29 protein-coding genes are annotated in these 22,488 nt (G+C 68.8%); 13 read left to right on the top strand and 16 right to left on the bottom strand.

What is annotated here, in order from left to right:
• Positions 1–55: 55 nt before the first annotated feature.
• A complete protein-coding gene (locus AB0B82_RS26915; protein ID WP_360174183.1) occupies positions 56–646 on the top strand; it encodes a DUF4956 domain-containing protein in 591 nt (196 codons plus the stop codon).
• Positions 643–1,407, top strand: coding sequence for a polyphosphate polymerase domain-containing protein (locus AB0B82_RS26910; protein ID WP_360174180.1), 765 nt, complete (start codon positions 643–645; stop codon positions 1,405–1,407). Before AB0B82_RS26915 ends, AB0B82_RS26910 begins: the two co-directional genes overlap by 4 nt.
• A 27-nt stretch (positions 1,408–1,434) precedes the next feature.
• On the opposite strand, the gene AB0B82_RS26905 is transcribed toward AB0B82_RS26910, so the two are convergent.
• The gene (locus tag AB0B82_RS26905) at positions 1,435–1,881 is read right to left on the bottom strand and encodes an SRPBCC domain-containing protein (protein WP_360174177.1); all 447 of its coding nucleotides are present in this window, start codon (positions 1,879–1,881) and stop codon (positions 1,435–1,437) included.
• A gap of 74 nt (positions 1,882–1,955) precedes the next feature.
• Here AB0B82_RS26905 and AB0B82_RS26900 point away from each other — a divergent pair, with 74 nt between their 5' ends.
• The 3 genes from AB0B82_RS26900 (at position 1,956) to AB0B82_RS26890 (ending at position 4,820) form a co-directional block, all read left to right on the top strand.
• Positions 1,956–3,128: an alcohol dehydrogenase catalytic domain-containing protein gene (locus tag AB0B82_RS26900; protein WP_360174174.1), complete on the top strand. Its 1,173-nt coding sequence runs from the start codon at positions 1,956–1,958 to the stop codon at positions 3,126–3,128.
• 198 nt (positions 3,129–3,326) lie between these two features.
• Positions 3,327–4,343, top strand: coding sequence for a DNA topoisomerase IB (locus AB0B82_RS26895; RefSeq protein ID WP_360174171.1), 1,017 nt, complete (start codon positions 3,327–3,329; stop codon positions 4,341–4,343).
• Between the two features lie 42 nt (positions 4,344–4,385).
• Positions 4,386–4,820: an SRPBCC family protein gene (locus AB0B82_RS26890; protein ID WP_360174168.1), complete on the top strand. Its 435-nt coding sequence runs from the start codon at positions 4,386–4,388 to the stop codon at positions 4,818–4,820.
• 267 nt (positions 4,821–5,087) lie between these two features.
• On the opposite strand, the gene AB0B82_RS26885 is transcribed toward AB0B82_RS26890, so the two are convergent.
• Positions 5,088–5,327 carry a hypothetical protein gene (locus AB0B82_RS26885; protein WP_360174165.1) on the bottom strand — a complete coding sequence of 80 codons (240 nt, stop codon included), beginning with the start codon at positions 5,325–5,327 and terminating at the stop codon, positions 5,088–5,090.
• A 179-nt stretch (positions 5,328–5,506) separates the two neighbouring features.
• On the opposite strand from AB0B82_RS26885, the gene AB0B82_RS26880 reads away from it, so the two are divergent.
• Entirely contained in the window at positions 5,507–6,256 is a 750-nt protein-coding gene (locus AB0B82_RS26880; protein ID WP_360174162.1) for an endonuclease/exonuclease/phosphatase family protein, read from the top strand.
• Positions 6,257–6,396: 140 nt separating this feature from the next.
• Here the strand turns inward: AB0B82_RS26880 and AB0B82_RS26875 are convergent, their stop codons facing one another.
• A complete protein-coding gene (locus AB0B82_RS26875; RefSeq protein WP_360174159.1) occupies positions 6,397–6,597 on the bottom strand; it encodes a CDGSH iron-sulfur domain-containing protein in 201 nt (66 codons plus the stop codon).
• Between the two features lie 54 nt (positions 6,598–6,651).
• On the opposite strand from AB0B82_RS26875, the gene AB0B82_RS26870 reads away from it, so the two are divergent.
• On the top strand, positions 6,652–7,632 hold the full coding sequence (locus AB0B82_RS26870; protein WP_360174156.1) for an iron-containing redox enzyme family protein: 981 nt from the start codon (positions 6,652–6,654) through the stop codon (positions 7,630–7,632).
• A gap of 158 nt (positions 7,633–7,790) precedes the next feature.
• Positions 7,791–8,114, top strand: coding sequence for a plasmid stabilization protein (locus tag AB0B82_RS26865; protein WP_360174153.1), 324 nt, complete (start codon positions 7,791–7,793; stop codon positions 8,112–8,114).
• Positions 8,115–8,168: 54 nt separating this feature from the next.
• Here AB0B82_RS26865 and AB0B82_RS26860 read toward each other — a convergent pair whose 3' ends face one another.
• Together AB0B82_RS26860 and AB0B82_RS26855 are read right to left on the bottom strand one after the other, a co-directional pair.
• Positions 8,169–8,684: a hypothetical protein gene (locus tag AB0B82_RS26860; RefSeq protein WP_360174150.1), complete on the bottom strand. Its 516-nt coding sequence runs from the start codon at positions 8,682–8,684 to the stop codon at positions 8,169–8,171.
• A gap of 35 nt (positions 8,685–8,719) precedes the next feature.
• Positions 8,720–9,679, bottom strand: a complete 960-nt coding sequence (locus AB0B82_RS26855) for a hypothetical protein (RefSeq protein ID WP_360174147.1) — start codon at positions 9,677–9,679, stop codon at positions 8,720–8,722.
• 228 nt (positions 9,680–9,907) lie between these two features.
• Here AB0B82_RS26855 and AB0B82_RS26850 point away from each other — a divergent pair, with 228 nt between their 5' ends.
• Positions 9,908–10,141, top strand: coding sequence for a hypothetical protein (locus tag AB0B82_RS26850; RefSeq protein ID WP_360174144.1), 234 nt, complete (start codon positions 9,908–9,910; stop codon positions 10,139–10,141).
• A gap of 115 nt (positions 10,142–10,256) precedes the next feature.
• Here AB0B82_RS26850 and AB0B82_RS26845 read toward each other — a convergent pair whose 3' ends face one another.
• The 3 genes from AB0B82_RS26845 to AB0B82_RS26835 all read right to left on the bottom strand — a co-directional run bounded on the left by AB0B82_RS26845 (position 10,257) and on the right by AB0B82_RS26835 (position 11,745).
• On the bottom strand, positions 10,257–11,060 hold the full coding sequence (locus AB0B82_RS26845; RefSeq protein ID WP_360174141.1) for an SRPBCC family protein: 804 nt from the start codon (positions 11,058–11,060) through the stop codon (positions 10,257–10,259).
• The gene (locus AB0B82_RS26840) at positions 11,060–11,431 is read right to left on the bottom strand and encodes a metalloregulator ArsR/SmtB family transcription factor (protein ID WP_360174138.1); all 372 of its coding nucleotides are present in this window, start codon (positions 11,429–11,431) and stop codon (positions 11,060–11,062) included. Before AB0B82_RS26840 ends, AB0B82_RS26845 begins: the two co-directional genes overlap by 1 nt.
• 95 nt (positions 11,432–11,526) lie before the next feature.
• On the bottom strand, positions 11,527–11,745 hold the full coding sequence (locus tag AB0B82_RS26835) for a hypothetical protein (protein WP_360174136.1): 219 nt from the start codon (positions 11,743–11,745) through the stop codon (positions 11,527–11,529).
• 253 nt (positions 11,746–11,998) lie between these two features.
• Between AB0B82_RS26835 and AB0B82_RS26830 the strand changes: the two genes are divergently transcribed.
• On the top strand, positions 11,999–12,382 hold the full coding sequence (locus AB0B82_RS26830) for a TraR/DksA C4-type zinc finger protein (RefSeq protein ID WP_360174133.1): 384 nt from the start codon (positions 11,999–12,001) through the stop codon (positions 12,380–12,382).
• Here AB0B82_RS26830 and AB0B82_RS26825 read toward each other — a convergent pair.
• Entirely contained in the window at positions 12,331–13,116 is a 786-nt protein-coding gene (locus AB0B82_RS26825; RefSeq protein WP_360174130.1) for a GAF and ANTAR domain-containing protein, read from the bottom strand. The two genes, AB0B82_RS26830 and AB0B82_RS26825, sit on opposite strands and share 52 nt — an antisense overlap.
• 50 nt (positions 13,117–13,166) lie before the next feature.
• Between AB0B82_RS26825 and AB0B82_RS26820 the strand changes: the two genes are divergently transcribed.
• On the top strand, positions 13,167–13,592 hold the full coding sequence (locus tag AB0B82_RS26820; RefSeq protein WP_360174127.1) for a hypothetical protein: 426 nt from the start codon (positions 13,167–13,169) through the stop codon (positions 13,590–13,592).
• Between the two features lie 19 nt (positions 13,593–13,611).
• On the opposite strand, the gene AB0B82_RS26815 is transcribed toward AB0B82_RS26820, so the two are convergent.
• Genes AB0B82_RS26815 through AB0B82_RS26805 form a run of 3 tightly spaced genes read right to left on the bottom strand, consistent with a single transcriptional unit; the run spans position 13,612 to position 17,063 of the window.
• Positions 13,612–14,646 (bottom strand): helix-turn-helix domain-containing protein, encoded by a 1,035-nt coding sequence (locus tag AB0B82_RS26815; protein WP_360174125.1) that lies wholly within the window; start codon positions 14,644–14,646, stop codon positions 13,612–13,614.
• Complete coding sequence (locus tag AB0B82_RS26810) at positions 14,639–16,141, bottom strand: leucyl aminopeptidase (RefSeq protein ID WP_360174123.1); 1,503 nt, start codon at positions 16,139–16,141, stop codon at positions 14,639–14,641. The genes AB0B82_RS26815 and AB0B82_RS26810 overlap by 8 nt, the downstream gene beginning before the upstream one ends.
• Positions 16,128–17,063: a DMT family transporter gene (locus AB0B82_RS26805; protein ID WP_360174120.1), complete on the bottom strand. Its 936-nt coding sequence runs from the start codon at positions 17,061–17,063 to the stop codon at positions 16,128–16,130. Before AB0B82_RS26805 ends, AB0B82_RS26810 begins: the two co-directional genes overlap by 14 nt.
• A gap of 70 nt (positions 17,064–17,133) precedes the next feature.
• Here AB0B82_RS26805 and AB0B82_RS26800 point away from each other — a divergent pair, with 70 nt between their 5' ends.
• Both AB0B82_RS26800 and AB0B82_RS26795 read left to right on the top strand, forming a co-directional pair.
• Positions 17,134–18,060 carry a LysR family transcriptional regulator gene (locus AB0B82_RS26800; RefSeq protein WP_360174117.1) on the top strand — a complete coding sequence of 309 codons (927 nt, stop codon included), beginning with the start codon at positions 17,134–17,136 and terminating at the stop codon, positions 18,058–18,060.
• Complete coding sequence (locus AB0B82_RS26795; RefSeq protein WP_360174114.1) at positions 18,057–18,848, top strand: CPBP family intramembrane glutamic endopeptidase; 792 nt, start codon at positions 18,057–18,059, stop codon at positions 18,846–18,848. The genes AB0B82_RS26800 and AB0B82_RS26795 overlap by 4 nt, the downstream gene beginning before the upstream one ends.
• Here AB0B82_RS26795 and AB0B82_RS26790 read toward each other — a convergent pair.
• From AB0B82_RS26790 to AB0B82_RS26775, 4 genes are all read right to left on the bottom strand, one after another.
• Positions 18,822–19,490: a LysE family translocator gene (locus AB0B82_RS26790; protein WP_360174111.1), complete on the bottom strand. Its 669-nt coding sequence runs from the start codon at positions 19,488–19,490 to the stop codon at positions 18,822–18,824. The two genes, AB0B82_RS26795 and AB0B82_RS26790, sit on opposite strands and share 27 nt — an antisense overlap.
• A gap of 172 nt (positions 19,491–19,662) precedes the next feature.
• Positions 19,663–20,484, bottom strand: a complete 822-nt coding sequence (locus AB0B82_RS26785; protein WP_360174109.1) for a twin-arginine translocation signal domain-containing protein — start codon at positions 20,482–20,484, stop codon at positions 19,663–19,665.
• A gap of 192 nt (positions 20,485–20,676) precedes the next feature.
• Positions 20,677–21,432: a hypothetical protein gene (locus AB0B82_RS26780; RefSeq protein WP_360174106.1), complete on the bottom strand. Its 756-nt coding sequence runs from the start codon at positions 21,430–21,432 to the stop codon at positions 20,677–20,679.
• Positions 21,433–21,449: 17 nt separating this feature from the next.
• Positions 21,450–21,950: a SigE family RNA polymerase sigma factor gene (locus AB0B82_RS26775; protein WP_360174103.1), complete on the bottom strand. Its 501-nt coding sequence runs from the start codon at positions 21,948–21,950 to the stop codon at positions 21,450–21,452.
• Positions 21,951–22,488 lie beyond the last annotated feature (538 nt).

Raw genomic sequence — 22,488 nt, 5'->3', positions numbered from 1 at the left:
TCGGCGGGCGATTGGGTGGAGTCATCATCAAGTACTCAGCCCTGTTGGAGGAGCCATGCTCGGCCTCGGACTGTCGTTGCCCGTCGACCTGATCGCCATCGGCCTGCTTGCCTACGGCATCTACTTCCGGCGTTACCATCGCCGCGACCTGCTGCTCGCGTACGTCGCGCTGAACGTCGGCGTACTCGCGGTGACCGCGATGCTGGCCGGCAGCGGCGCCGGTGTCGGCCTCGGTCTGGGCCTGTTCGGCATCTTGTCGATCATCCGATTGCGCTCGGACTCGATCACCCAGGAAGAGGTCGCGTACTACTTCATCGCGCTCGCGCTCGGTCTGGTCAACGGGCTGCATCCCGGCCCGATCTGGATCGCGCCGCTGCTCAGCTTCCTGCTCGTCGGCCTGATGTACGTCGTCGACCATCCCCGGCTGACGCTGCGCTCGCGCCGGCAGAAGGTCGTCCTGGATCGGGCCTACCCGGACGTGCAGGCGATCGGCCCGGTGCTGGAGCGGTTGCTGCACGCCGACATCCGGTACTTCGTCGTCCTCGATCTGGATCTGGTCACCGACACCACGGTCGTCGACGTGCGGTACCGGACCCGCGCCGACCGGCCCGCCGAGGTCCGCGCGTTCCAGCGGTACGCGTCATGAGGACGCGCGCCGCGGTGACGGGCGTGCTCGCCGGGTTGCGGCCGATCTCGCTGGACGAGGTACTCGCCGAGGCGGCGTTGCAGGTCCGGGTGGACCGGAAGTATCTGGTTCCGATCGGGACGTTCGTCGAGTTGGTGGATCGGCTGCGGGAGCGGTTCGCCGTACTGGAGATCTCCGGGCGGCGCGCCTTCCGGTACGAATCGGTGTACTTCGACACGCCGTCGTACCGGTTGTACCGGCAGCACCTGCAGCGGCGCCGGTACCGGTACAAGGTGCGCACGCGGACGTACCTGGACAGCGGCGAGTGCAGCTTCGAGGTCAAGGTGAAGGGCAACCGCTCGGAGACGATCAAGGCCCGGCTGCCGTACGCCGCCGCGGATCGCGGGCGACTGACCGATCACGCCTGGCAGTTCCTCGCCGGGCAGCTCAGGACGACGTACGGCGTTCCGCCGGTCAGCGGCCTGGGCCCGTCGCTGGTCACGACGTACAGCCGCAGCACGCTGACCGATCCCTCGGCCCACGAGCGCATGACGTGCGACATCGACCTGCGGTTCTTCGACCGGCATCGCTCGATCGACGTCCTCCCAGACACGGTGCTCGTGGAGACCAAGACCGCCGGGCACTCCGGCGCCGCGGACCAGGTGCTCCGTGACCTGCGCATCCGCCCGATCCAGGTCAGCAAGTACTGCGTCGCCGCCGCCCTGCTGAATCCGTCCCTGCCCGCCAACCCCTGGCACCGCACCGTCCACCGCTTCTTCTGACGCGGCGGGGCACCCAACTGGGTCGGGTTACGAGCGCAGCGCGCGGAGACCACCGGCAGCGGTTCGCTCCAGGCGGGTCAGGGACTCGGTCCAGAGGCGGTCGTAGACAGGAAGCAGATCGCGGGGCAGGCCGCCGTGGGTGAGGATCAGGTGGCTGGCGTGATCAGACGGCACCACGTCCACCAGGACCGTGCTGGGGTGGTGCGGCGGGTGGTGGAAGGCCAGCTGGAAGTAGTGCGGCGGCGAGCACGTCGTGATCAACCCGGTGTGCTGGGTATGCGCACCGGTCGCGATCGTGAAACCGCCGTACTGCGTGTCGCTCAGGGTCGTCGGACCGAGCCAGGTGCTGACGAGTTCGGGCTGGGTGATCAGCTTCCAGAGGCGGTCAGCGTCACACTCCAGCGTGCGGATATAACGGAGTTGGGGCGCCCGAGCCGTGCGGGACGCCTTTCGGTCCTGCGAAATACGCGCCATACGCCACCAGTGCCCCCTGAGCCTGATCACTACGCGTCGGTTTCCCGGTGCGCCGACGGTGGCACCGGAGCGGTATGAAGGCACTCACCTGGCACGGCAAGCGGTCGATCGGCTTCGACGACGTCCCGGATCCGCGGATCGAGGAGCCGACCGACGCGATCGTGAAAGTGACCTCGAGCGGGATCTGCGGGTCCGACCTGCACCTGTACGAGGTGATGGGCCCGTTCCTGGAGCCCGGTGACATCCTCGGGCACGGGGTGATCGGCGTCGTCGAGGAGACCGGCTCGGAGGTGGGCGGTCTGAAGACCGGTGACCGGGTCGTCGTCCCGTTCCAGATCGCGTGCGGCACGTGTTTCATGTGCGGGCAGGGGCTGCAGACCCAGTGTGAGACCACCCAGGTGCGGGAGCACGGGATGGGTGCGGCCCTGTTCGGCTACACCAAGCTGTACGGGCAGGTGCCGGGCGGGCAGGCGGAGTACCTACGCGTGCCGCAGGCGCAGTACGGGCCGATCAAGGTCCCGGAAGGGCCGGCGGACGACCGGTTCGTCTACCTGTCCGACGTACTGCCGACGGCGTGGCAGGCGGTCGAGTACGCCGGACTCCCGGCTGACGGCACGCTGGTGGTGCTCGGCCTCGGTCCGATCGGCGACATGGCCTGCCGGATCGCCCAGCACCGCGGCCACCGGGTGATCGGGGTCGACCTGGTGCCCGAGCGGCTCGAGCGCGCGCAGAGGCACGGCGTCGAGACGCTGCAGTATTCCGGCAAGCTCGGCGACCAGGTCCGCGACCTGACCGATGGCCGCGGTCCCGACTCGGTGATCGACGCGGTCGGTATGGAGGCGCACGGCTCACCCGTCGGCAAGTTCGCCCAGCAGGCCGCCGGGCTGCTGCCGGACGCGATCCAGCGCCCGTTCATGCAGAAGGCCGGCATCGATCGGATGGCCGCGCTGCTGTCCGCGATCGACATCGTCCGCCGCGGCGGCACGATCTCGCTGTCCGGCGTGTACGGCGGGATGGCCGACCCGATGCCGATGCTGCAGATCTTCGACAAGCAGCTCCAGCTCCGGATGGGCCAGGCCAACGTCCGCCGCTGGACCAGCCAGATCCTCCCGCTGCTCACCGACGACGACCCACTCGACGTCGACACCTTCGCCACCCACCACCTGCCGTTGTCGGACGGGCCCGCGGCGTACCAGTCGTTCCAGCACAAGTCCGACGGCATGGTGAAGGTCCTGCTGAACCCCTGATGCGTCACCGGGGATGTGCGTCACAGGGGATCGCCTCGGGTACCGGCGGGGTACGGGCACGCGCCGGGGCGAGCCCCGCACAGTGGGTTTACCCACCGTGTTGTGGGTTCCGGACCTCTCTGAAGGGTGGGGAACCCACAACACGGTGGGTGAACCCACGGTCTGTGCCCGGCGGCAGATATCGGTGGAGGGGTGCAGATGCGGTTGCGACGGAGTCAGCCGGACAAGCCCGGGCTCACCCGGCGGCGGCGTGGGCGTGGGTTCAGCTATCTGGATGCCGACGGGAACGTTGTCGACGACACTGACGTGGTGGAGCGGATCCGGACCCTGGCGATCCCGCCCGCGTGGAAGGACGTGTGGATCTGCCCCTTTCCGAACGGTCACATTCAGGCGGTCGGGACCGACGAGGCCGGCCGGCGGCAGTACCTGTACCACGACGACTGGCGGACCGCGCAGGACGCGGACAAACACGACCGGGTGCGGCAGTTGGCGCGGAAGCTGCCCGCGTTTCGGGAGGCGGTGGACAAGGATTTGTGCTCGCGTGGTCTCGGTCGGGAGCGGGTCCTCGCGGTCGCGTTGCGGATGCTCGACTACGGCGTCTTCCGGACGGGCAATGCGCAGTACGCCGAGGAGCACGGCAGCCGTGGGGCCTCGACGTTGCTGCGGGACGACGTCCGCGTGCGCAAGGGCAAGCTGGTTTTCGACTTCCGCGCGAAGGGCGGTCAGCGCCGGACGCTCGAACTCGACGACGACAAGTTGGTGACCGCCGTACGGTCGCTGAAGCGGGCGCGGCACGGGCTCGAGCAGCTGCTCGTGTACCGGGAGGGGAGGGACTACCACGAGATCGACGCCGGTATGGTCAACGACCGCTTCCACGAGTTGGTCGGTGACGACTTCACGGTGAAGGACCTCCGCACCTGGACCGCGACCGTGTACGCCGCCGTCGAGCTGGCCCAAGCCGATCCGCCAACCACGAAGCGTGCCCTGAACGCCGCCGTGAAGGACATGCTCGAGGAGGTCTCCGACCACCTCGGCAACACGCCGTCGGTGGCGAAGGCGTCGTACGTCGACCCTCGCGTGATCGAGCAGTACGAACGCGGCCACACCATCGCCGACACCGTCCACCGCGTCGGTGACGACCTCTCCGACGAGGAAGTCCGAGCCGGCCTCGAACGCTCCGTCAGCAAGGTCCTCGACCGCGACACCCGCGGTTGACCTGGGTGATAGGGAAGGGCGGATCGGGGTACCGGGGACGACGTGAGTAAGAACGAGTGCTTGATCGAGGCCAAGGTCGAGGATGTTTTCCGGATCCTGGCCGACGGGTGGTCGTATGCCGCGTGGGTGGTCGGGGCGTCCCGGATCCGGGACGTGGATGCGACGTGGCCGGAGCCGGGGAGCAAGATCCACCACTCGGTGGGTGCCTGGCCGCTGCTGCTGAACGACACCACGACGTCACTGGAGTACGAACCGCTGCGCCGCTTGAAGCTGCTCGTCCGTGCCTGGCCGGCCGGGCACGGTGAGGTGGAGCTCGTGGCGACCGAGGTACCGGAGGGGTGCCGGCTCGTGATGACCGAGCAGGCGACCAACGGTCCGATCTCGATGCTGCCCGCACAGCTTCAGGACCTGGCGCTGCATCCGCGCAACGACGAGGCGCTGCGGCGGCTCAAGTTCATCGCGGAGCGGCGCAGTTGACGTCCCCGCGGTCCCCACGGCGAGTCGGGGCCGCGGGGACCTCCACGCACGCCCGAAGCAACCACCGTCGACCGGCTCCGGAATGCGTACGGTTTCGGTCAGCCCGTGCGAGAGGTGCGACACTGGCTAGGAGGGCGGTCGGACTTCGTAGGCCGGTTGAGCGCACACCCCCCACATGCTCCCGGTGTTGCACACGAGGCCGACCGCCTGGGGGGACAGTCTCAGCCGCCGATCCCAGGCGGCGATCCCGGCGGCGATCTTGGGCGGTCAGCCGTCGGCGGCCTCGGGGGAGACCGGCGCGACCGGCGGCACCGGCCGGCCGGACCCCTGCTCGCCGGGCATCAGCTCGGTAGGCGTTGGCTCTGCGGACGTGGGCTGGGTGGGCTGCGTGGGCTGTGGTCGCCTGAGGTGTGCCGGTCGTTGCCGGACCGGACCGCCGCCCAGCCGGCGGAATTTCCATTGCTGCTCGTCGTAGTCGTAGTAGGTGTCGACTCCGCCGATGGTCATGGATCCCCTCCCGTAGTTGATTGGTCACTCCACCGGTTCCCGCGCTGTCCCTGATCGAAAACCAGGCCTGCGCGCCCCAGCGAGTAGTTGGCCGGGGCGGCGCGTGCGGCCCGAAACGCTGGGTACCGGCAGATCTGAAACGACCCGGGGGAGACGAGGGCGACAGTGCCGTGAGATTCATGACATGGAACGTCTGGGGACGATTCGGGGACCGATGGTTGCGCCGGCAGCGCGCCATCGCGGAGACGGTCCGGGCGCAGCGCCCGGACTTCGTGGCTCTGCAGGAAACGTGGCACACCTGGCGGCAGTCGCAGACCGAGCTGCTCGGGTTCGAGCTCGGCATGTCGCCGGTGTTCGCGCCGTCGCGGATGCCGCGCGATCCCGATCCCGACGTACGGCTCGGACTCGGCATCCTCAGCCGCTTCCCGCTGCGCGAGGTGCAGCAGCACAGGCTGTCCGCGGACACCATCGCCCTCCGCGCCGAGATCCGCCTGGGCGAGAAGAGCCTGCACTTCGTCACGAGCTGCCTGGACTGGGAGGAGGACCACGAAGCGGAGCGCCGTGCACAGGCCGGCTGCTTGGCGGACCTGGTCCGCGAGCTCCGCTCGAACGGCGACGAGGTGGTCGTGGCCGGCGATTTCAACACCCCGCCGGACCGGTCCGAACTCGAACCGCTGCTGGCCGTACTCGACGACTGCTGGCAGCCGCGGTCCGCGGGCAGGCGCCACCTCGACGACGGCGCGACGTACAGTTCCCGCAACCCGTACCTGGGCGGTCGCGGCGAGTGGTTGGAGGACCACCGCATCGACTACATCCTGGTGAACGGCGGCCGTCCGGCGCAGCGCTCGCGGCTGGTCGGTTTCGACGAGGACCGCGGCCGCCCTCCGTCGGACCATTACGCAGTGGTCAGCGACGTCCGCGTGAGCTGAGCCTGGCGTGTGCACCGGCGAGATCCCCGCCCGTACTTCCAGGTATGCAGAAGTGCTGTTTCGACGCTGTTTGCCGCCGGTTTTGCCGGGTTCTGCATACCTGGAGGTACCGGCGACGATCCGACCGGAGGACGTCCTGATCATTCGGGGGACTGCGCCTGTTTCCGGCTGACCGGCAGCGTGTGCGTGCCGTCGCAGAGCGGCGGGATGCCGGACCGGCCGCAGCGGCACAGGGCGACCGTACGGCGGGTCGCGGGCAGCGCCTCGCCGTTCTCGTCCAGGATCTCGAAGTCGCCACGGACCAGCAGCGGCCCGTCCGGGTAGGCGCGGATTTCTGTCATGCCCTCGCGGTACCCAGTGATGAATCCCCGCATGGCCCGGGGCACCGGTTGAGCATGCAGCTACCAGCGCCGCGCGGACCGCTCACCGCCTGGCTCACCGACAACCTTCAGCGACGCGACGTCGTGAGCGGCGACATCGAGGTCGGCGTCCGCGATCGCCCCTACGCCGACGACGATCTGCAGCTGGCGCTGTGGATCGCCTACGAACTGCAGTACCGCGGCTTCGAGGACGTCGATCCCGAGCGGCAGTGGGACCCGGACATCATCGCGTTCCGTAGCCGGCTCGAACGTCCGTGGCTCGACTGGCTGCAGACGAACTGCCGGGTGCCCGCAGACGACCGGCCGGTCGCGGAGCAGCTGCGCGAGCTGATCAACACCACGGGCGGGCCCAAGTTCGCGCCGTACCTGCGCCGGCACGCGACGCGGGAGCAGTTCCGCGAGTTCGTGCTGAACCGGTCCGTGTACCAGTTGAAGGAGGCCGATCCGCACAGCTTCGGCATCCCGCGGCTGGACGGCCCGGCGAAGGCGGCCCTGGTCGAGATCGAGGCCGACGAGTACGGCGGCGGACGGGCGGACCGGATGCACTCGGAACTGTTCCGGACGACGATGCGGTGGCTCGACCTCGACGACACGTACGGTCGCTATGTGCCGGAGGTGCCGGCCGTCACGCTGGCGCTGTCGAATGTGATGTCGCTGTTCGCGATCCACTGCCGGTGGGTCGGGGCGTTGCTCGGGCACTTGGCCGCGTTCGAGATGACGTCGACGTTGCCGAACCGGCAGTACGCGACCGGAGCGATCCGGCTCGGCGCCTCCGAGGACCAGGCGCGGTACTTCACCGAGCACGTCGAGGCCGACGCGGTGCACGAACAGATCGCGGCGCACGACATGTGCGGGAGTTACGTGCAACAACATCCCGAGGCCGCCGGCGACGTACTGTTCGGCGCTTCGTGTGCGCTTGCCCTCGACAACTTGTTCGTCGAAGAACTCCTGACCCGCTGGGGCGCCCTGGACGCCCAGGTGGCCCGTTCGGGCTGACAGTCGGCCGGGTCGTGAGAAATGGTTGTGCGGGGGAACCAGGATCCACGACTCGGCGATGGTGGCGAGAGCCATTCGCCACGACTCGGCGAAGGGTCGACCGTGCGGCTTGGTGTGCGGAGGTTCGGGTACCGGAACGGTGAAAGGAGCGTGGCATCATGCCGGCAGGATCGAATCGGAAGCGTGAACGCCAGTACGAGCACATCAAGGCCGGGCTGAAGAAGCGCGGCCGGAGCGAGGACACCGCGGAGGAGATCGCGGCCCGGACCGTGAACAAGGAACGTGCTCGCTCGGGTGAGGCCAAGCAGAAGAGCCGCTCCTCGACGCACGACATCTCGTCCGGACGTCGTGGTGGGCTGCGTTCGCACAGCGGGTCGAAGGGGCGGACGAAGGAACAGCTGTACAACGAGGCCAAGCAGAAGAACATCAAAGGCAGGTCCACGATGACCAAAGCCGAACTCGAGAAGGCCGTCGGCCGCTAGCACCCCGCCGGCCGCCGTGGGCGTTCGCCTCCGCGAAGGCGAACGCCCACGCGTCTACTCCTTGGAGTGCTGCTCCAAGAGATGCAGCACGGGTACGCCGAGATGCCGGCGCGCCTGGGCGGACCAGTCGACGTGCAGCAGTTCGGCGATGACGTGCGGGCGGGTGACGACGACGACTTCCTGGCCGTTGCCGCGCGGAATGTAGTCCACGAGTTCGTCGACCGGGTGCCGGTGCGTGATGATGCCGTCCGCCTCCCGGTCGAGCGACTGGAGCCGCTCGACACTGCGGTTCAGTGCCGCCGTGGCCTGTGCGTCGGCGGCCTCCTGCGCATGCTTCGCCGCGCGTTCCACACCCTCGTCCGGCTGGAACGCGTACCGCTGGCTCGGCATACCGAACAGGTCCGTGCCGGCGAGGCCGGTCAGTGACGCCTCGACCTCCGCCTGCGCGTTCTCACTCGGAACCAGGACGTGGAACCGCACGGGGTCCTGCGTACCGGCGTACAGCTGCACCAGTTCCTCGGCGTCGGGGAGGCTGAGTTCCTCCTCGACGAGCACCATCACGTCGTACATCCCGCATCACCTCACCCGCCCGGTACCCAGCAGTGTTACTCGCCCACCAACTGGTCGTAGTGCGTGGTCATCAGGACGTGGCTGACGCCGTTGAACACGCCGCTCGGGATCCGGCCGTACGACGTGATCGCGGTCGCCGTACCGTTCGCCTTGCTCATCGCGTACAGGTACCCGGTCTTCGTGTCGTGGTCGACGCCCGTGACGAGCGATCCGCCCCGGGTGCCGCAGCCCTCCACGACGATCGACTCGTACGCCGCGAACCCGGACGAGCGGATCAGCCGCATGACCGGCTTCGCGCCCGGCGCGATCGGGATGTGCGCCGTCCACAGCGCGCCCGCGGTCGTGGTCATCAGCAGGGTGTCGTACGTCGCGGTCTCGCTCAGCACCGTCATCGCCTTGAAGCCGCGGAAGCCCGGGAGCGGGCCGAGTGACCGGAAGCTGCTGCCGACCATCTGGTAGCGGTACAGACTGCCGTTGGTGTTGAGGCCGTACAGGTAGGCGTGCCGCGGCTGCGCGACGCTGTAGTTGGACGTCGCGATGGCCTTGAACGACGTCCAGCCCGGGCCGACCTTCTTGAACGTCGGCACCGGCGGCTTGGACTCGTCGGCCGGCAGGTACGTCGTGTGCCGGTACAGGTTCCCGCCCTGCAGCAGCAGGCCGTAGTAGTAATACTGCGTACCGGCCGCGTTGACTGCGCCGTACCAGGTCGCGTTGGCGCGCGTACCGACGTACTTGAACGGTTCCCAGGTGGACGTCGCCGGCGGCTTGCCGACCGTGATGTCGATCTCACCCATGGTGCCGGCGGCGGTCGGCACGCCGACCCACGTCTCGCAGGCGCCGGCGGCCTTGGTCTGCAGGGACGACGGATGCGCGACCTTGTCCGAGAGGTACGGCTTCGGGTCGGCCTGTCCGGTGGCGACGGCCGGCGCGGAGACGGCGGCCGCGGCGATCAGCCCGGCACCGGCCAGCGCGAGCGCACAGCGCTGCAGCTTCATGGGATTGCCCTTCAGGGAGGTCTCGAAGCGTTCGAGATCATGCGGAAATGCCCAGCTCCGCGCCGGCCGGTGGCCGGTGAGCTGGGCAGCAACCCCCACATCGCTGCTGAGGGGTCCGGCGTTACAGGCGGGGTACCTGTCTCACAGGGATCGTCTGTGAGTTGAATCGGGCCGAAGTGAAACGCCGGGGTCTCGTTGCCCGATACACCATCAGGGGAGGGAGCCCGGATGTGTGACTGCTGCAGGCGGCTGCTCGCGTTGCTGCGCCTGATCGAGCACGGCGCGGTGCCGTGTGGTGTGCTCGGCGACGACGCCGTACTGGACGCGTGGTTCGGGCCGCGCTCCCCGGTGTTCCCGGCGGGCGCTCACCCGGCCGCCCCCGTCCCCGTCGAGTCGCATGCGGACGGTACTCGTAGACCAGGTACGAACGGAAGGGGAGGGCCGTGCACACTGCGCTACTGATCTCGATCGGTGTCCTGGTCTGTCTGGCCGCACTCAGGCTCTAGGTCGCCCACCGCCTCGGCGAACTACGCCCCAGCGAAGTCCGCCACGCCCGGCACTCCCGCCCGCGCTGATCTCAAGCCGGGTTGTCGCCCGTTCGGTGGCGAGGCGGGGTTTTCAGCAGATCCGCGGCCAGGTGGTCGAGGCGTTCGCGCCAGGCGGTCAGTGCTTCGTCGGGGCCGGTCAGCCCGGATTGGGTCAGGATCAGCCGGGCGCCGTGACCGGTGCCCTCGGTCAGCTCCCAGCGGATCGTGCTGCCGGCCTGTTCGTACTCCAGTGTCTTCGGCGCCGACTCGTCCGTGACGGCTCCCTCGCGGGGCAGCAACGGCCAGACCAGGTCCGCCGGGCGGGTGAGCTGCCGCTCGAAGCGGACCGCCCAGCCGTCCGCGGTCTGTTCGGCCGATCCCTCGTTGAGCCCGAACTGCTCGACGAACCGGTCGTGCAGTGGTCCGGTGTCCGGCGCCACCTCGATCGGTTTGCCGTCCAGGAGCAGTTCCATGCCGTCCAGGCAGAGCGTCCAGCCGGAGCTGAAACTCGCGGCACCGAACCGGTCGTCGAACGTGTGGCTCATCACCAGCAGGCAGCCGTCGTCGGTGGGCATGAGTTCCCAGCGCAGTACGTCGCCGTACCAGGTGATCGCGAACACGCGCGGCGGATCGAACTCGAGAACTTCCCCGTCGCCGCTCGCTGCACCGTCCATCGTGTACTGGACAGTGCCGCGGATCCGCGGTTGCAGCTCGACTGTCGCGGGGAACCACTGCGACAACTGCTCCGATTCGGTGAGCGCCCGCCAGACCTTCTGCACGGGGTGCCGTAACTGCCGCTCCATCCGCAGGACCGTGCGGTCTCCGACGGTTCGCAGCGTCTCGTTCGCCATCATCAGCCTTCCCTGTCGTCCGGACCGCCGGACCGTCCGTCGCGTTTCGCAGTACTGCGATCGGTGTCGTCCGGCATGGCGTCCAGGTGGGTTTCCAGGTCGTCGAGGGCGCGGTCCCAGAGCCGGCGGTACGGGTGCAGCCAGGCGTCCAGCTCACGCAGCGGCTCGAGGCGGAGCTCGTACCACCGGCGCTGCGCGTCCACCCGCACCTCGACCAGCCCGGCCTCGCGGAGCGCTCGCAGGTGCTTCGACACACCCGGCTGGCTGAGACCGAGTTCGACGGTCAGCTCGCCGACGAGGTGCGGACGGCGCCGGAGCAGATCCAGAATCTGCCGTCGCCGCGGCTCCGCGAGAACGTCGAACGGTGCGCTCATGCGTCGGAACATACCTCACCAGGAATATAACCACAAGTGCATATAATCTCTCGGGTACGAGGCCGCAGTGGTGACGACCGCGGCGGTGCGGCGGGTTACACCGGGGAAGGTTCTGTCGGGGGTGGCGGCGGCTCGGTGGGCTCGACCGGCTCGACCGGGTCCGGCCGGATCGGGGTCGGCGTGATGTCCGGGTCGGGATTCACCGGCGGGACCGGCGGGATCGGGTCCGGCGGAACGGTCTCCGGATCGATCACCAGGCCGGGGCCCGACGCGGCGATCGGTCGTGAGAGCGGGGCGGGGGTCGGGGTGTGCATCGGCGCCTCCTGTCGATCGGGATCTGTTCAGGCGGCTGTGCACGTTCGGTACCCAGACCGGGGTTTCGCACACGGAGCGCTCCCCGGTACCCACCCCGGCGGCCGGTGAGCGGTCAGCAAAATGTGCGGAATCGGCGGGCGGGGGCGTTGCGGCGATCCGGAAGCGGGTACCTGACGGCGGTGATCCGCTCAGTACGGAAGCCCTGGGGGTCGGCGGCTTCCGGCGGATCCCAGGGCTGACAGGAGGTCGTCGATGAATCAGGGGAGTCCTTCGCCGCAGCGGCCCTCGCTCGATGTCGAACTGTTCCGCGAGGAGCTAGGTCAGCAGCGGCAGTTCCGGCTCGAACAGCTGATCAGGCTGTCGTACGAGGCGACCGCACCCTGTCCGGAGGCGCAGGCGGAAGTGCGCGCCGTACTCACCGCCGGCGCGAAACAGGCCCTCGCCGAGATCGATGCCGCCTTGTTCCGGATCACCAAGGGACGCTTCGGCGTCTGCGAGATCTGCGGCGACGCCATCTCCGTGCACCAACTGGAGGCGATTCCCACCACGCGATTGTGTCTGCGCTGCGAGCATCGCCGCCGCGATCAGGCCCGGTCGCCTCGAACCCGCTCATCGGCGCGGCCCGCGCGCGGCTGACGCGCCTCGGCGGGGAGTTTGCGGGTCTCGATCAGGTGCTCGGCGACGTCGCGGAGTTTGGCGTTGGTGTCCTGCGAGTACCGGCGCAGTACGGCGAACGCCTGGTCCTCCTCGAGGTGGTAGCGCTCCATCAGGATGCCCATCGCCTGACCGACCAGTTTGCGGGCGTCGACCGCCTGGGCGAGGCTGGTTTCGCGGCGCGCACTGGCGACGGCGACCGAGGCGTGCCGGGCCAGGATCTGGCCGACCGCTTCCTCGTCGGGACCGAAGGCGTCCGGCTCGGTGTTGTACAGCCCCAGGGCGCCGACGGTGCCGGATGCGGTGGTCAGCGGCAGGTCCAGCACGCTGCGAACACCGAGGTCGAGCAATCGGGCAGCCCAGTCCGGCCAGCGGTCGTCGGTGGCCGTGTCGCGGACCAGAACGGTCGCGTGCTTGCGCATCGCGTCGACCAGCGGACCGTCGCCGCCGTCGAGCTGGAATCGGTAGATCTCGGCCACGAACGGATCGGTGACCGCGGGGATCTCCAGCCGTCCGCCGCTCACCACCAGGGCTACGCCGGCGTGTGAACAGTCGAGAGCCTGCAGCGCGAAACTCACCACCGCGTCAACGGTCTCGTCCACGCCGGCGGATTCGTGCAGGTCGACCGCGAGCTGAGCGAAGCGCTCGGCCGTCGAGTCACGGCGCGCCTCCTGGTGAGACGAGCCTGGTTCCGATCCGATCACTGCTGAATCCATGCTGTCAAGGTAGCTTGACGCTGACCGCTGCGTCAAGCTACCTTGACGCTATGGTGGGTGACACGGAACAGGCGCCGGGAACCGCGGACACCAGGAGCCTGGAAGAGTTGCTCGAGGTGCTGCGGATCAGCGATCGGCGGGAGTCCTACGAGCGTGACATCGAAGAAGAGCAAGCGGCAGGACGTTCGGTCGCGGTACTCGTGAAGTCCCTCTCGGAGCTTCCGGGCATCAGCGGCCTCGAAGCACTGCGCGCCAGTCGCCGGGTCGTCGAGATGCTGACCGGTGCCCGCTGGCACCTGATGCGGCAGGCGCGTGAGGAGGGCTCCAGCTGGACTGAGGTCGGCAAGGCGCTCGGCATGAGCAAGCAGGCCGCCTACGACTTCTACCGCCGCAAGCTGGAGCAGCAGGACACGTCGACCGAAGACTTCAACGCGCCCCGCAACCGGGCCGCGCTCGGCGACGACGCCAACGCCTGAGGTCACCGACGCCTGCGGGTCAGGGTTTCGGGGAGCTGCGGAAGGACCGCCGGTACGCCGTCGGGGACGTGAGCAGTTCCTGGGCGAAGCGTTGCCGTAGGGTCACCACGCTGCCGTGGCCGGTCTCGGTGGCGATGCGTTCGATCGAGAGGTCGGTCTCCTCGAGCAGTTCGCGGACCCGGGCGAGGCGCTGGTTGCTGAGCCATTTGATCGGCGTCGTCCCGGTCACCTCCCGGAAGCGGCGCGAGAAGTTCCGCGACGACATCAGCGCGATCGACGCGAGCTGCGCGAGGTCCAGGTCCATGTCCAGGTTGGCGAGCGCGTACTCCATCGCCTGCCCGACGCCGTCGTGCATGTTGGTCGGATCGGGGACCGGCGTGGTCACGAACTGCGCCTGCCCGCCGTCGCGATGCGGTGCCATCACCAGCTGTCTGGCCACGTGTCGAGCGACGCGGGCGCCGTGGTCGCGGCGGATGAGGTGCAGACTCAGATCGATGCCCGCCGCGGTGCCGGCCGAGGTGAGGATCTGCCCGTCGTCGATGTACAGCACGTCCGCATCGACCTCGACCTTCGGATACCGCGCCGCCAGCGCCCGCGCGTACTGCCAGTGCGTGGTGGCCCGCCGCCCGTCGAGCACACCCGCGGCCGCTAGCACGAACGCCCCGGAGCAGAACGACACCAGTCTTGCTCCACGCCGGTACGCGCGCCGCACCGCCTCGAGAGCCTCCGGCGCCGCGGGCCGCGCGTAGCTCTCGGCCTGCGGCAGTACGACGGTATCGGCCGACTCGACCGCGTCCAGACCGTGCGGGATCGTTGCCGCGAACAATCCGCCCATCGCGCGGACCTCACCAGGACGAGCGGTGCAGACCGTCACGTCGTACCAGTCGATGTCGAGTTCCGGGCGCGGCCGGGCGAACACCTCGATCGCCACGCCGAGCCCGAACACGGTGAAGTCGGCCGGAACCAGGACCGCCATCCGATGCGGCCGCACGGCCTGGAGGTTGGGTGTTGCCACCTGGGCCAGCGCGGGTTCAGGCATTACCAGCTCAGCCACGGCCGGCCACCTCCAGCAGCAAGGCAGCCAGCGTCCGGACCGGTACGCCGGTAGCGCCCGGACCGGTGTATCCCCAGGCAGAGCCTGTGTTCTGGCCCGGTCCGGCCATGTCGAGATGAGCCCAGGGGAGTCCGTCGGGGACGAACGCGGCCAGGAAATGCGCCGCCGCCAGCATCCCGCCGATCTTGTGGCCCGGACTGTTCTTCAGATCGGCGATCTGCGAGTCGATGCCGGCCCGGACGTCCTCCGCGAGCGGCATCGGCCACGCGCCCTCCCCGGTCGCCTGCGCGTGCCCGACCACCCGGTCCCGCAGCTCGGGCGTGCCGAGAACCGCGTACGTTCGATTGCCCAGGGCAACCTGTTGCGCTCCGGTCAGCGTCGACACCTCGATCAGGTGGTCCGGTTCGTCCTCGGCCGCGCGGACGATCGCCTCGCCGAGGATCAGCCGTCCCTCGGCGTCGGTGTTGATCACCTCGACGGTCTTCCCGCCGTACATCCGGATCACGTCGCCAGGGCGGTACGCGGATCCGGACGGCATGTTTTCGGCCATCGGTACGGTGGCGACGACGTCGAGGGGCAGTTGGAGCTTCGCCGCGAGGACGACGGTCGCGACGATCGCCGCCGCGCCGGCCATGTCCGCGCTCATCTCGTCCATGTTCTGCGCGGGCTTCAGCGAGATGCCGCCGGTGTCGAACGTGACGCCCTTGCCGACCAATGCGATCCGTGCCTTCGGGCGGTCGGCCCGGTACCGCAGCCGGACCAGCCAGGGCCGGCGGGTCGAACCCATGCCGACGGCAAGGATACCGTTGAAGCCCTGCGCTGCGAGGTCTTCATGATCCAGCGTCTCGACGTCCAGACCGTACTGCTTGCCGAGAGCAACCGTGCGGTCCGCGAAACTCTGCGGGAAGAGGTCGTTCGGCGGCAGGTTGACGAGGTCGCGAGCAAGTGTCACCGCCTCCGCCACCTCCTCGGCCCGTCGGAGTACTTCGGTGTGCCCGGCGCCCTCGGTGAGCAGGCCCAACCGGGCGAGCGGCGGCGTGGAGCTCTTGTAATCCGCGAAGCGGTAGGCCCCGAGCAGCGAGCCTTCAACGGTCGCGGCGAGGTCGAGCCGGGACAGCGTCGAGACCGCGTGGTCGACGCCGCTCAGTGCGCGGGCAGCCGCGCCGCTCGCCCGCCGTACCTGCTCCGCGGTGGGCGCATCGCCTTCGACCGTCCCCAGCCCGACGGCGAGGACGACACGGGCCTGTACGACGCCGCTCGACGGGATCCGTACGACCTCATCGGCCTTGCCGGTGCTTCCGCACGATCGCAACAGCTCGATCAGGCCGCCGCCGAACGCCTTGTCGACGTCCTCGGACTTCGGAGCCAGGACGGCGCCGTCGGGGGACTGGGCGACGCCGACGATCAGAACGTCCGCCGGGGCCGCGGCGGCGGACCCGGACAGCAACTCGACGCCGGTCCGGGTCGGCGCCTCGACGCCATCAACCTCTTGCACGACTGTTCTCCAACTTCTGGTTCTTGTTCGGTGACGTGGGATTCGGAGCGCCTCGGCGGCTGTGCAGGATCCCGCTGGCGTAGGCGACGCCGGCGATCGCGACGAGGCCGCCGGCGATCTCGACCGGCTGCGGTACCTCACCCAGCCAGACGAATCCGACGACTACGGCGATTGGCGGGACCAGGTACAGCGAACTGGTCGCCACCGTGACCGGCAGGCGAGCGACGGCGTACGCCCAACTGACGTAGCCGAGCGCGGACGGCGCGACGCCGAGCAGCACGGCCGCCGTGAGCGCTTCGGCGTCCGCGTGCGGGAGGTCGCTCAGCAGGCTCGGCGCGGCCGGTACCAGGAAGAGCGTCCCGGCCCAGGTCGCGTACGCCGTGACCTCGAGGCCGCTGTAGTGCCGCAGCAGCGGCTTGATCACGACGTGGTACACACCGAACGCGATCGCTGCGCAGACGACGATCAGCGCCGAGCTGTCGATGCCGGCTGATCCCTGATTGCCGAGGAGGGTGATGGCAGCGACACCGACGAGCGCTACCGCGGCGCCGATCACCTGCCGCCGCAGCAGGCGCTCACGGAGCAGTGCGACCGCCAGGACGGCGCTGTAGATCGGGTTCGTGACGACGATGAAGCTGGCCGTGCCCGCCGGTACGGTCACCTCGCCCCAGTTGAGCAACAGGTTGTACCCGGTGACGCCGGTCAGGCCGGCTGCCGCGATCAGCGGCAGGTGCCGCGCCGCGGGCCGACGCAGGCCGGCGAACGGCGCGACCACGGCCAGGCACAACGAGGCCACGGCCAGGCGCAGAACGGCGAGACCCCCGGGACCGAGACCGTCCAGGCCGACCCGGATCGCGGGGAACGCGGCGGCCCACAACACCACCGGCGTCAACAGGGCCAGGCGCGCGCGCAGGGAAGCCATGCCTGCAGTCTCCGGCCGATCGGACCGAAGATCGAGTTACATTTTCGGGGGGAATCGGTAAGCTGAGCTTATGTTGGATCTGCGTCGGTTACGCCTGCTGCACGCGCTCGCCACGCACGGTACGATCGCCGCCGCCGCGAAGGCCTGTCACCTGAGCGGACCGGCGGTCTCGCAGCAGTTGACGCAGTTGGAGCGCGAGGTCGGGGTCCCGGTCGTCGAGCGGGTCGGCCGGAGTGTTCGGCTGACCGACGCGGGGCACGTGCTGGTCGGTCATACCCGGATCGTGCTCGACCAACTCGCCGCCGCCGAGGCGGATCTGGTCGCCCTGGGGACCAGCGTCAGCGGAACGGTGCGGATCGCGGCCTTCTCGTCGGCAGTGGCGACCGTGGTGGCGGCCTCGCTGCAGTCGGTCCGCGCGGTCCACGGGCCCGCGCTGCAGTTCCAGATTGCGACCCTGGAGCCGACCGAGGGGCTGAAAGCGTTGCAGCGTGGTGATGCCGATCTGCTCGTCACGTATTCGTACGACTTGGAACCGCAGACACTGCCGCCGTGGAGCGAGGAGCGTCGTCTGCTTGCCGAACCGATCGTCTTGATGCTGCACGAAAACGACCCGCTGAACGACGGCACGACCGGCCCGGTGGAGCTCGCGCGACTGCAAGACCGGGACTGGGTCGTGCCGTCGCCCGGCAGCACCTGCCGCGCCATGATCGACAAGGCCTGTGCTGCTGCTGGTTTCGTGCCGCACACAGTTGCTTACAGCACCGATTTTCCCACGATGGCTGCGGTGGTCGCCGCCGGTGGCGGGGTCGCGCTGCTCCCGCGCGCGGCGGCCTTCCTGATGCCGGGCTGCGTCGTCCTGCGATCCATCGATCCGCCGACCTATCGGCAGGTGCTGGCGGTCACGCGGCGCGGCGGGGATCGGCACCCCGCGGTCCGCGTCGCGCTCGACCACCTCAGCCGCGCCGCCGGTCGGCAAGCATCTGGCGACGAACCGTGACGGTTCAGCGCGCGAGCGGTAGCGGGACTTTCACCGTGGTCCTGTTCCTGCTTTCGTTGCCGGTGTGGGTGCTGGCGAGCTTCGTCGAAGGGCCTGCCGGCGCGCCGATGGGCATTCCGCTGTCGGCGCTGCAGTTTCCGATGCCGTTGCTCGCGGCACTGATCCTCGAGCGTCGGGATCGCGGACCAGGCGCCGCACGACGCTTGTTTCGCACGCTTCTTCGGCTCCCACCGGCCGGCGTCCGCTGGTGGGCGATCGCAGTGCTTCTCATCCCCGGGCTCGTGCTCGGCGCCGGTGTGGTGCATCGGCTGGCCGGATCTCCGGGCGGTTCGCTCGGTGCTCCGCTCAGCGCCGTACCGCTGCTGTTCCTGCTCTTCCTGCCGGCCGGGTTGGCCGAGGAGCTCGGTTGGATGGGGTTCGCGTACGGGCGTTTCCGCGAGGACCGTGGACACCTGTACCGGGCGTTGGTGCTCGGGGTGATTTGGGCCGCATGGCATCTAGTGCCGCTGATGCAAGCGGGGCGAGCGGCCACGTGGATCCTGGCGTGGACCGTGGGCTCGGTCGCGTTGCGGGTGCTGATCGTCTGGATCTACCTCGACGGCGGCCGAACCGTGCTGTTGCCGGCGGTCATGCACACGATGGTGAACGTGTCGGAGTCGGTGTACCCAGACATGACCTCGCCGGGCTCAATGACGGCCGTGGCCGCGGGGTTCTCGGTCGCAGCGGTCCCGGCGGCCCGGCGGTTGGCCCGCCTCGGCGCGTCAGGCCGAGCGCAAACCCGCTGGTGAGGCGGCCGGGACGTTGTCGTCGACGGCCAGCTTCACGGCCAGCAGGCCGAGGACGGAACCCATGGCGAAGCGCTGCACCCGCAGCCAGCGCGGGCGATTCGCCAGGAAGGCGGCGATCGCGCCGGCAAGGATCACGATCACCGCGTTCACGCTGAGCGCGACGCCGATCTGGACCGCACCCAGGATCAAGCTCTGCAACCACACCCGCCCCGCGCCCGGATCCACGAACTGCGGGATCAACGCGATGTACAGCACCGCGATCTTCGGGTTCAGCAGGTTGGTCATGAGTCCCATCAGGAACAGCCGCCGCGTCCGGTCGACCGGCAGCTCGCCGACGGCGAACACGGATCGCCCACCCGGTCTGAGCGTCGTCCACGCCAGCCACAACAGGTACGCCGCTCCGAGCAGCTTCACCGTGGTGTACAACGCCGGCACAGCGAGAAACACCGCCGAGATCCCGAGCACCGCCGCCAGCAGGTAACACAGGAACCCGACGGCGACACCCGCAAGCGAGATCAACCCGGCGGCGCGTCCCTGCGACACACTGCGTGAGACGAGATAGATCATGTTCGGCCCCGGCGTCACCACCAGCCCGAACGCGATCACCGCCACACCGGCAACCGCCGTCCACGTCACCACCACCGCCGACCTCCCCGGCTCAAGGCATTCACCCTCGAAACCCTAGGTGTCCACCCCGTCCAGCAGAACCCTGACCACAGCCATATATCGATGGGTTCCTGCCAAACCGTGCCGGAGGCACCGACCTGGTTCGCGACGACGGTGGGCCGCGCCGGCACGGCCCACCGCCTCCTGCTCACCAGGTGGTCGCTGTTGATCCTTGCAGCAGACTCACGCGGCAGAACGTCAGCCAGTGGTTCTGTGAGGTCGTCAGCTTCCCACCGTAGTTGACCCGTTGCAGAACCTTCGCCGAGTTGCCGTCGGTCTCCGGCCCCCAGACGCCGTCGATCCCGGTAGGGATCTTCCAGATGTAGTTCAGCGCCGCCTGCACGAACTTGACCTGAGACGTCGTGCCGGTGGTGAAGGTCGACAAGCCGGAACCGGAGGCTTCGTTGTCGACGTGGACGTGGTTGTGATGCTCGGAGTTGTACAGGTAGTGCAGGACATACTTGAAGTGGTAGTTGAGCCCGGCGACACCGGCCCAGTACTCGCGCCGCACGACCTCGAGCGCGCTGCCGGTCTTGCTCTTCCACTCGTTGTAGCGGCAGTCGAATCCGTTGAACCTTCCGCCGGTGGTTCCGTTCGTGAACACGATGCGCTCGAAGTCGATGGCCCGCCCGTACTGATGCATGCCTGGCTTGTCGACGTGCACCCCGAGCAGGTGCAGCTGAAGCGGCCACTGCCAGGTGATCGGCGTTCGGCTGAAGTAAAACGAGAGCCAGTTGGCCAGCTGGGTGTGAAAGCCGGCGTTGTAGTGGAAAGAGGTCCGCGTTCCCTGGTAGTAGGTCGGTTCGCCCCAGATCGTGTACTGCGGGACCGTGTTGTGGGCTTGCGCCGTCCCGGGGATCAGCATCGTGCCGCCCACGGCGAGTCCGGCGCCCGCGCCGATTCCTTTCAGCAGGGTACGGCGCGACGGGCCGTGCGACTCGTGGTGCCCGGGCGGAAGAGACATGGACATGTGGCCTCCTTTGAAGGGAGCGAGCCGCTGGGGACGAGACGCTGTCCCCAGCGGTGCTCCTGTCAACGATGGCGGCCCCCATCAGCCGGCCACTGGCCACGCGCTTGCCATCGACCTGACAATCGCTGAAGGCGGTCGAACGCCCGAGGCCGTGCCCCCGCCGTCGGTTCGCTCCGAGCCACCCGGGCCGATCTACCGGCCGAGGTCCTTGCCGTAGCCGCGCGGCGGGAACACCCAGGCCTCGTTCTCAGCCAGGGCCCGAAGCTGGAGAAGGGACAGCAGCGGTTGCGGGCGCGTGGGAATCGCCTTCTTCATCGCGGTCGCATTGGCACTGCCGAGGTAGATCGACCGGCCGTCGGGATAGGTGATCAGCACGCTGTTGACGCTCACGTCGCCGCGAAGGCCGCTCTGGCTGGCGGTCACGGTCCTCCCGTCCGGCAGCACCACACAGGTCTGGGGCACCTTCTTGGGCTTGTCTGCGCACTCCGTGCGAACCTGGCCGTTCATCAGCTGCACCTCGACGTACGACGCTCCCTTGCCGTCGTTGGCGACGTACGACGCACCGATGAAGTTGTCGCCGTACGTCCGCGGCTGCGTCAACCTGTAGGTGGACGGCAACAGCCGGCGCAGAGTCTCCAGCGTCTGCTGAGGCGTGGCCGGCTTGGCGGCAGGGCTCGGTGTGGTGGTGACCTGGACTGCCGGCAGCCCCATCCCGGCGACCTGGCTCTCGTTCGCCGGCTTCGGACCGAACAGCTGGAGGCCACCGGTGACGATCCCGGCGGTGGCGAGAACCGCAACGGCCGCAGTGGCGCCGGAGAGTGCGGTCCGGCGGCGGCGCAGTGTCCGGCCGCGGGCGAGACCGCGCTCGACGAGGTCGGTGGCCTCGGGTTCGAGATGTTCGGTGGCCCGGCGCATCAGGTCGGGCAGGGTCTGGTCGAGGTTGTTCACGGGGATGCTCCCAGGATTCAGTGGGTGGTGAGGAGGACGGCGTCGTCGCCGAGGACGGCGCGCAGACGGGTCAGGGCGCGGTTGGTCCGCGTCCTGATCGCGCCGGGGTTCTTGCCGAGATCGCTCGCGACCTGTTCGACGCTGCGATCTTCGAAGAACCGCAGCACCAGCACCGCACGATCGAGCGGCGGCAACTCGGCCAGCGCCTGTTGCAGCGACAGCCGCAACTCCGGGTCACCCGGTCGCTCGGCGCGTTCCGGCATCGCGGCGATCGGTTGCTCCGACCAACTACGCCGCCGGCGCGCCGAGATGTACGTCCGGGTCAGCACAGTGTTCGCGTACGCCGACAAGTTGTCGACGTGCTGCAGCCGCTTCCAGGACCGGTACAGCTTGCCCAGCGTCTCCTGCACGAGGTCCTCGGCGTGATGACTGTCACCCGCCAGCAACCACGCGGTTCGGTACAGCTGCGAGATCCGCGCCCGGGCGAACTCCTCGAAGTCCTGCGCTGCCTCACTCATCCAACCCTCTTCCGTCGTCTCACCCCTACGACGCCCCAACCCCTCGTTCGTGTTACATCCCCGCGTGCAAGGCCGGGTTGATGAAGGCTGGGTGATGTGGCGTAGGGGCTGTTGTAGCCGTGGAGCTGTGGAGGGTTTTCTGCGGCGGGGCAAAATCCTCCACTGTCACGCGGAAAATCCTCCTAGCAGCGTTTTCCGCCGTGCAGGTGTGGTGTGAACCCGGCGAACAGTGCCGATCGGCGTACCTGCGGCGGCGCGGGTCGAGGTTCTGCGGCCGTGGCGGGGTGGATCATGCGCACCAACACGATGGGGTAACTGCGCGTCGCGGGGGTTTTCTGCTGGTACACGTGCAGACAACCCCAACACGAGCGGATACCCGGCTGTTGTGACCGATCTGTGGGCAGGGCTGGGTGACCGAGTCGGCGCCCGCGCTGGAGGCCCGTGCTGCACGCCCGCGCTGTACGACCGCGCGCGTTCCCGCGCGGTGGGTTCACCCATCGTGTTGTGGGTTCCTGACCCGTGTGAAGGGTGCGGAACC

Origin of the sequence: Kribbella sp. NPDC048915, assembly GCF_040649595.1 — a bacterium.
GTDB lineage: Bacteria > Actinomycetota > Actinomycetes > Propionibacteriales > Kribbellaceae > Kribbella.
This window is presented reverse-complemented; position numbering and strand designations above follow the sequence as displayed.

Coding starts and splice junctions, on each gene's coding strand:
- AB0B82_RS26885 (WP_360174165.1), bottom strand. CDS start 5,327: ATGACCATCGGCGGAGTCGACACCTACTACGACTACGACGAGCAGCAA.
- AB0B82_RS26895 (WP_360174171.1), top strand. CDS start 3,327: ATGCGGTTGCGACGGAGTCAGCCGGACAAGCCCGGGCTCACCCGGCGG.
- AB0B82_RS26835 (WP_360174136.1), bottom strand. CDS start 11,745: ATGCACACCCCGACCCCCGCCCCGCTCTCACGACCGATCGCCGCGTCG.
- AB0B82_RS26900 (WP_360174174.1), top strand. CDS start 1,956: ATGAAGGCACTCACCTGGCACGGCAAGCGGTCGATCGGCTTCGACGAC.
- AB0B82_RS26825 (WP_360174130.1), bottom strand. CDS start 13,116: ATGGATTCAGCAGTGATCGGATCGGAACCAGGCTCGTCTCACCAGGAG.
- AB0B82_RS26820 (WP_360174127.1), top strand. CDS start 13,167: ATGGTGGGTGACACGGAACAGGCGCCGGGAACCGCGGACACCAGGAGC.
- AB0B82_RS26910 (WP_360174180.1), top strand. CDS start 643: ATGAGGACGCGCGCCGCGGTGACGGGCGTGCTCGCCGGGTTGCGGCCG.
- AB0B82_RS26775 (WP_360174103.1), bottom strand. CDS start 21,950: ATGAGTGAGGCAGCGCAGGACTTCGAGGAGTTCGCCCGGGCGCGGATC.
- AB0B82_RS26855 (WP_360174147.1), bottom strand. CDS start 9,679: ATGAAGCTGCAGCGCTGTGCGCTCGCGCTGGCCGGTGCCGGGCTGATC.
- AB0B82_RS26870 (WP_360174156.1), top strand. CDS start 6,652: ATGCAGCTACCAGCGCCGCGCGGACCGCTCACCGCCTGGCTCACCGAC.
- AB0B82_RS26800 (WP_360174117.1), top strand. CDS start 17,134: ATGTTGGATCTGCGTCGGTTACGCCTGCTGCACGCGCTCGCCACGCAC.
- AB0B82_RS26860 (WP_360174150.1), bottom strand. CDS start 8,684: ATGTACGACGTGATGGTGCTCGTCGAGGAGGAACTCAGCCTCCCCGAC.
- AB0B82_RS26850 (WP_360174144.1), top strand. CDS start 9,908: ATGTGTGACTGCTGCAGGCGGCTGCTCGCGTTGCTGCGCCTGATCGAG.
- AB0B82_RS26845 (WP_360174141.1), bottom strand. CDS start 11,060: ATGATGGCGAACGAGACGCTGCGAACCGTCGGAGACCGCACGGTCCTG.
- AB0B82_RS26905 (WP_360174177.1), bottom strand. CDS start 1,881: ATGGCGCGTATTTCGCAGGACCGAAAGGCGTCCCGCACGGCTCGGGCG.
- AB0B82_RS26785 (WP_360174109.1), bottom strand. CDS start 20,484: ATGTCCATGTCTCTTCCGCCCGGGCACCACGAGTCGCACGGCCCGTCG.
- AB0B82_RS26840 (WP_360174138.1), bottom strand. CDS start 11,431: ATGAGCGCACCGTTCGACGTTCTCGCGGAGCCGCGGCGACGGCAGATT.
- AB0B82_RS26830 (WP_360174133.1), top strand. CDS start 11,999: ATGAATCAGGGGAGTCCTTCGCCGCAGCGGCCCTCGCTCGATGTCGAA.
- AB0B82_RS26805 (WP_360174120.1), bottom strand. CDS start 17,063: ATGGCTTCCCTGCGCGCGCGCCTGGCCCTGTTGACGCCGGTGGTGTTG.
- AB0B82_RS26865 (WP_360174153.1), top strand. CDS start 7,791: ATGCCGGCAGGATCGAATCGGAAGCGTGAACGCCAGTACGAGCACATC.
- AB0B82_RS26880 (WP_360174162.1), top strand. CDS start 5,507: ATGACATGGAACGTCTGGGGACGATTCGGGGACCGATGGTTGCGCCGG.
- AB0B82_RS26875 (WP_360174159.1), bottom strand. CDS start 6,597: ATGACAGAAATCCGCGCCTACCCGGACGGGCCGCTGCTGGTCCGTGGC.
- AB0B82_RS26915 (WP_360174183.1), top strand. CDS start 56: ATGCTCGGCCTCGGACTGTCGTTGCCCGTCGACCTGATCGCCATCGGC.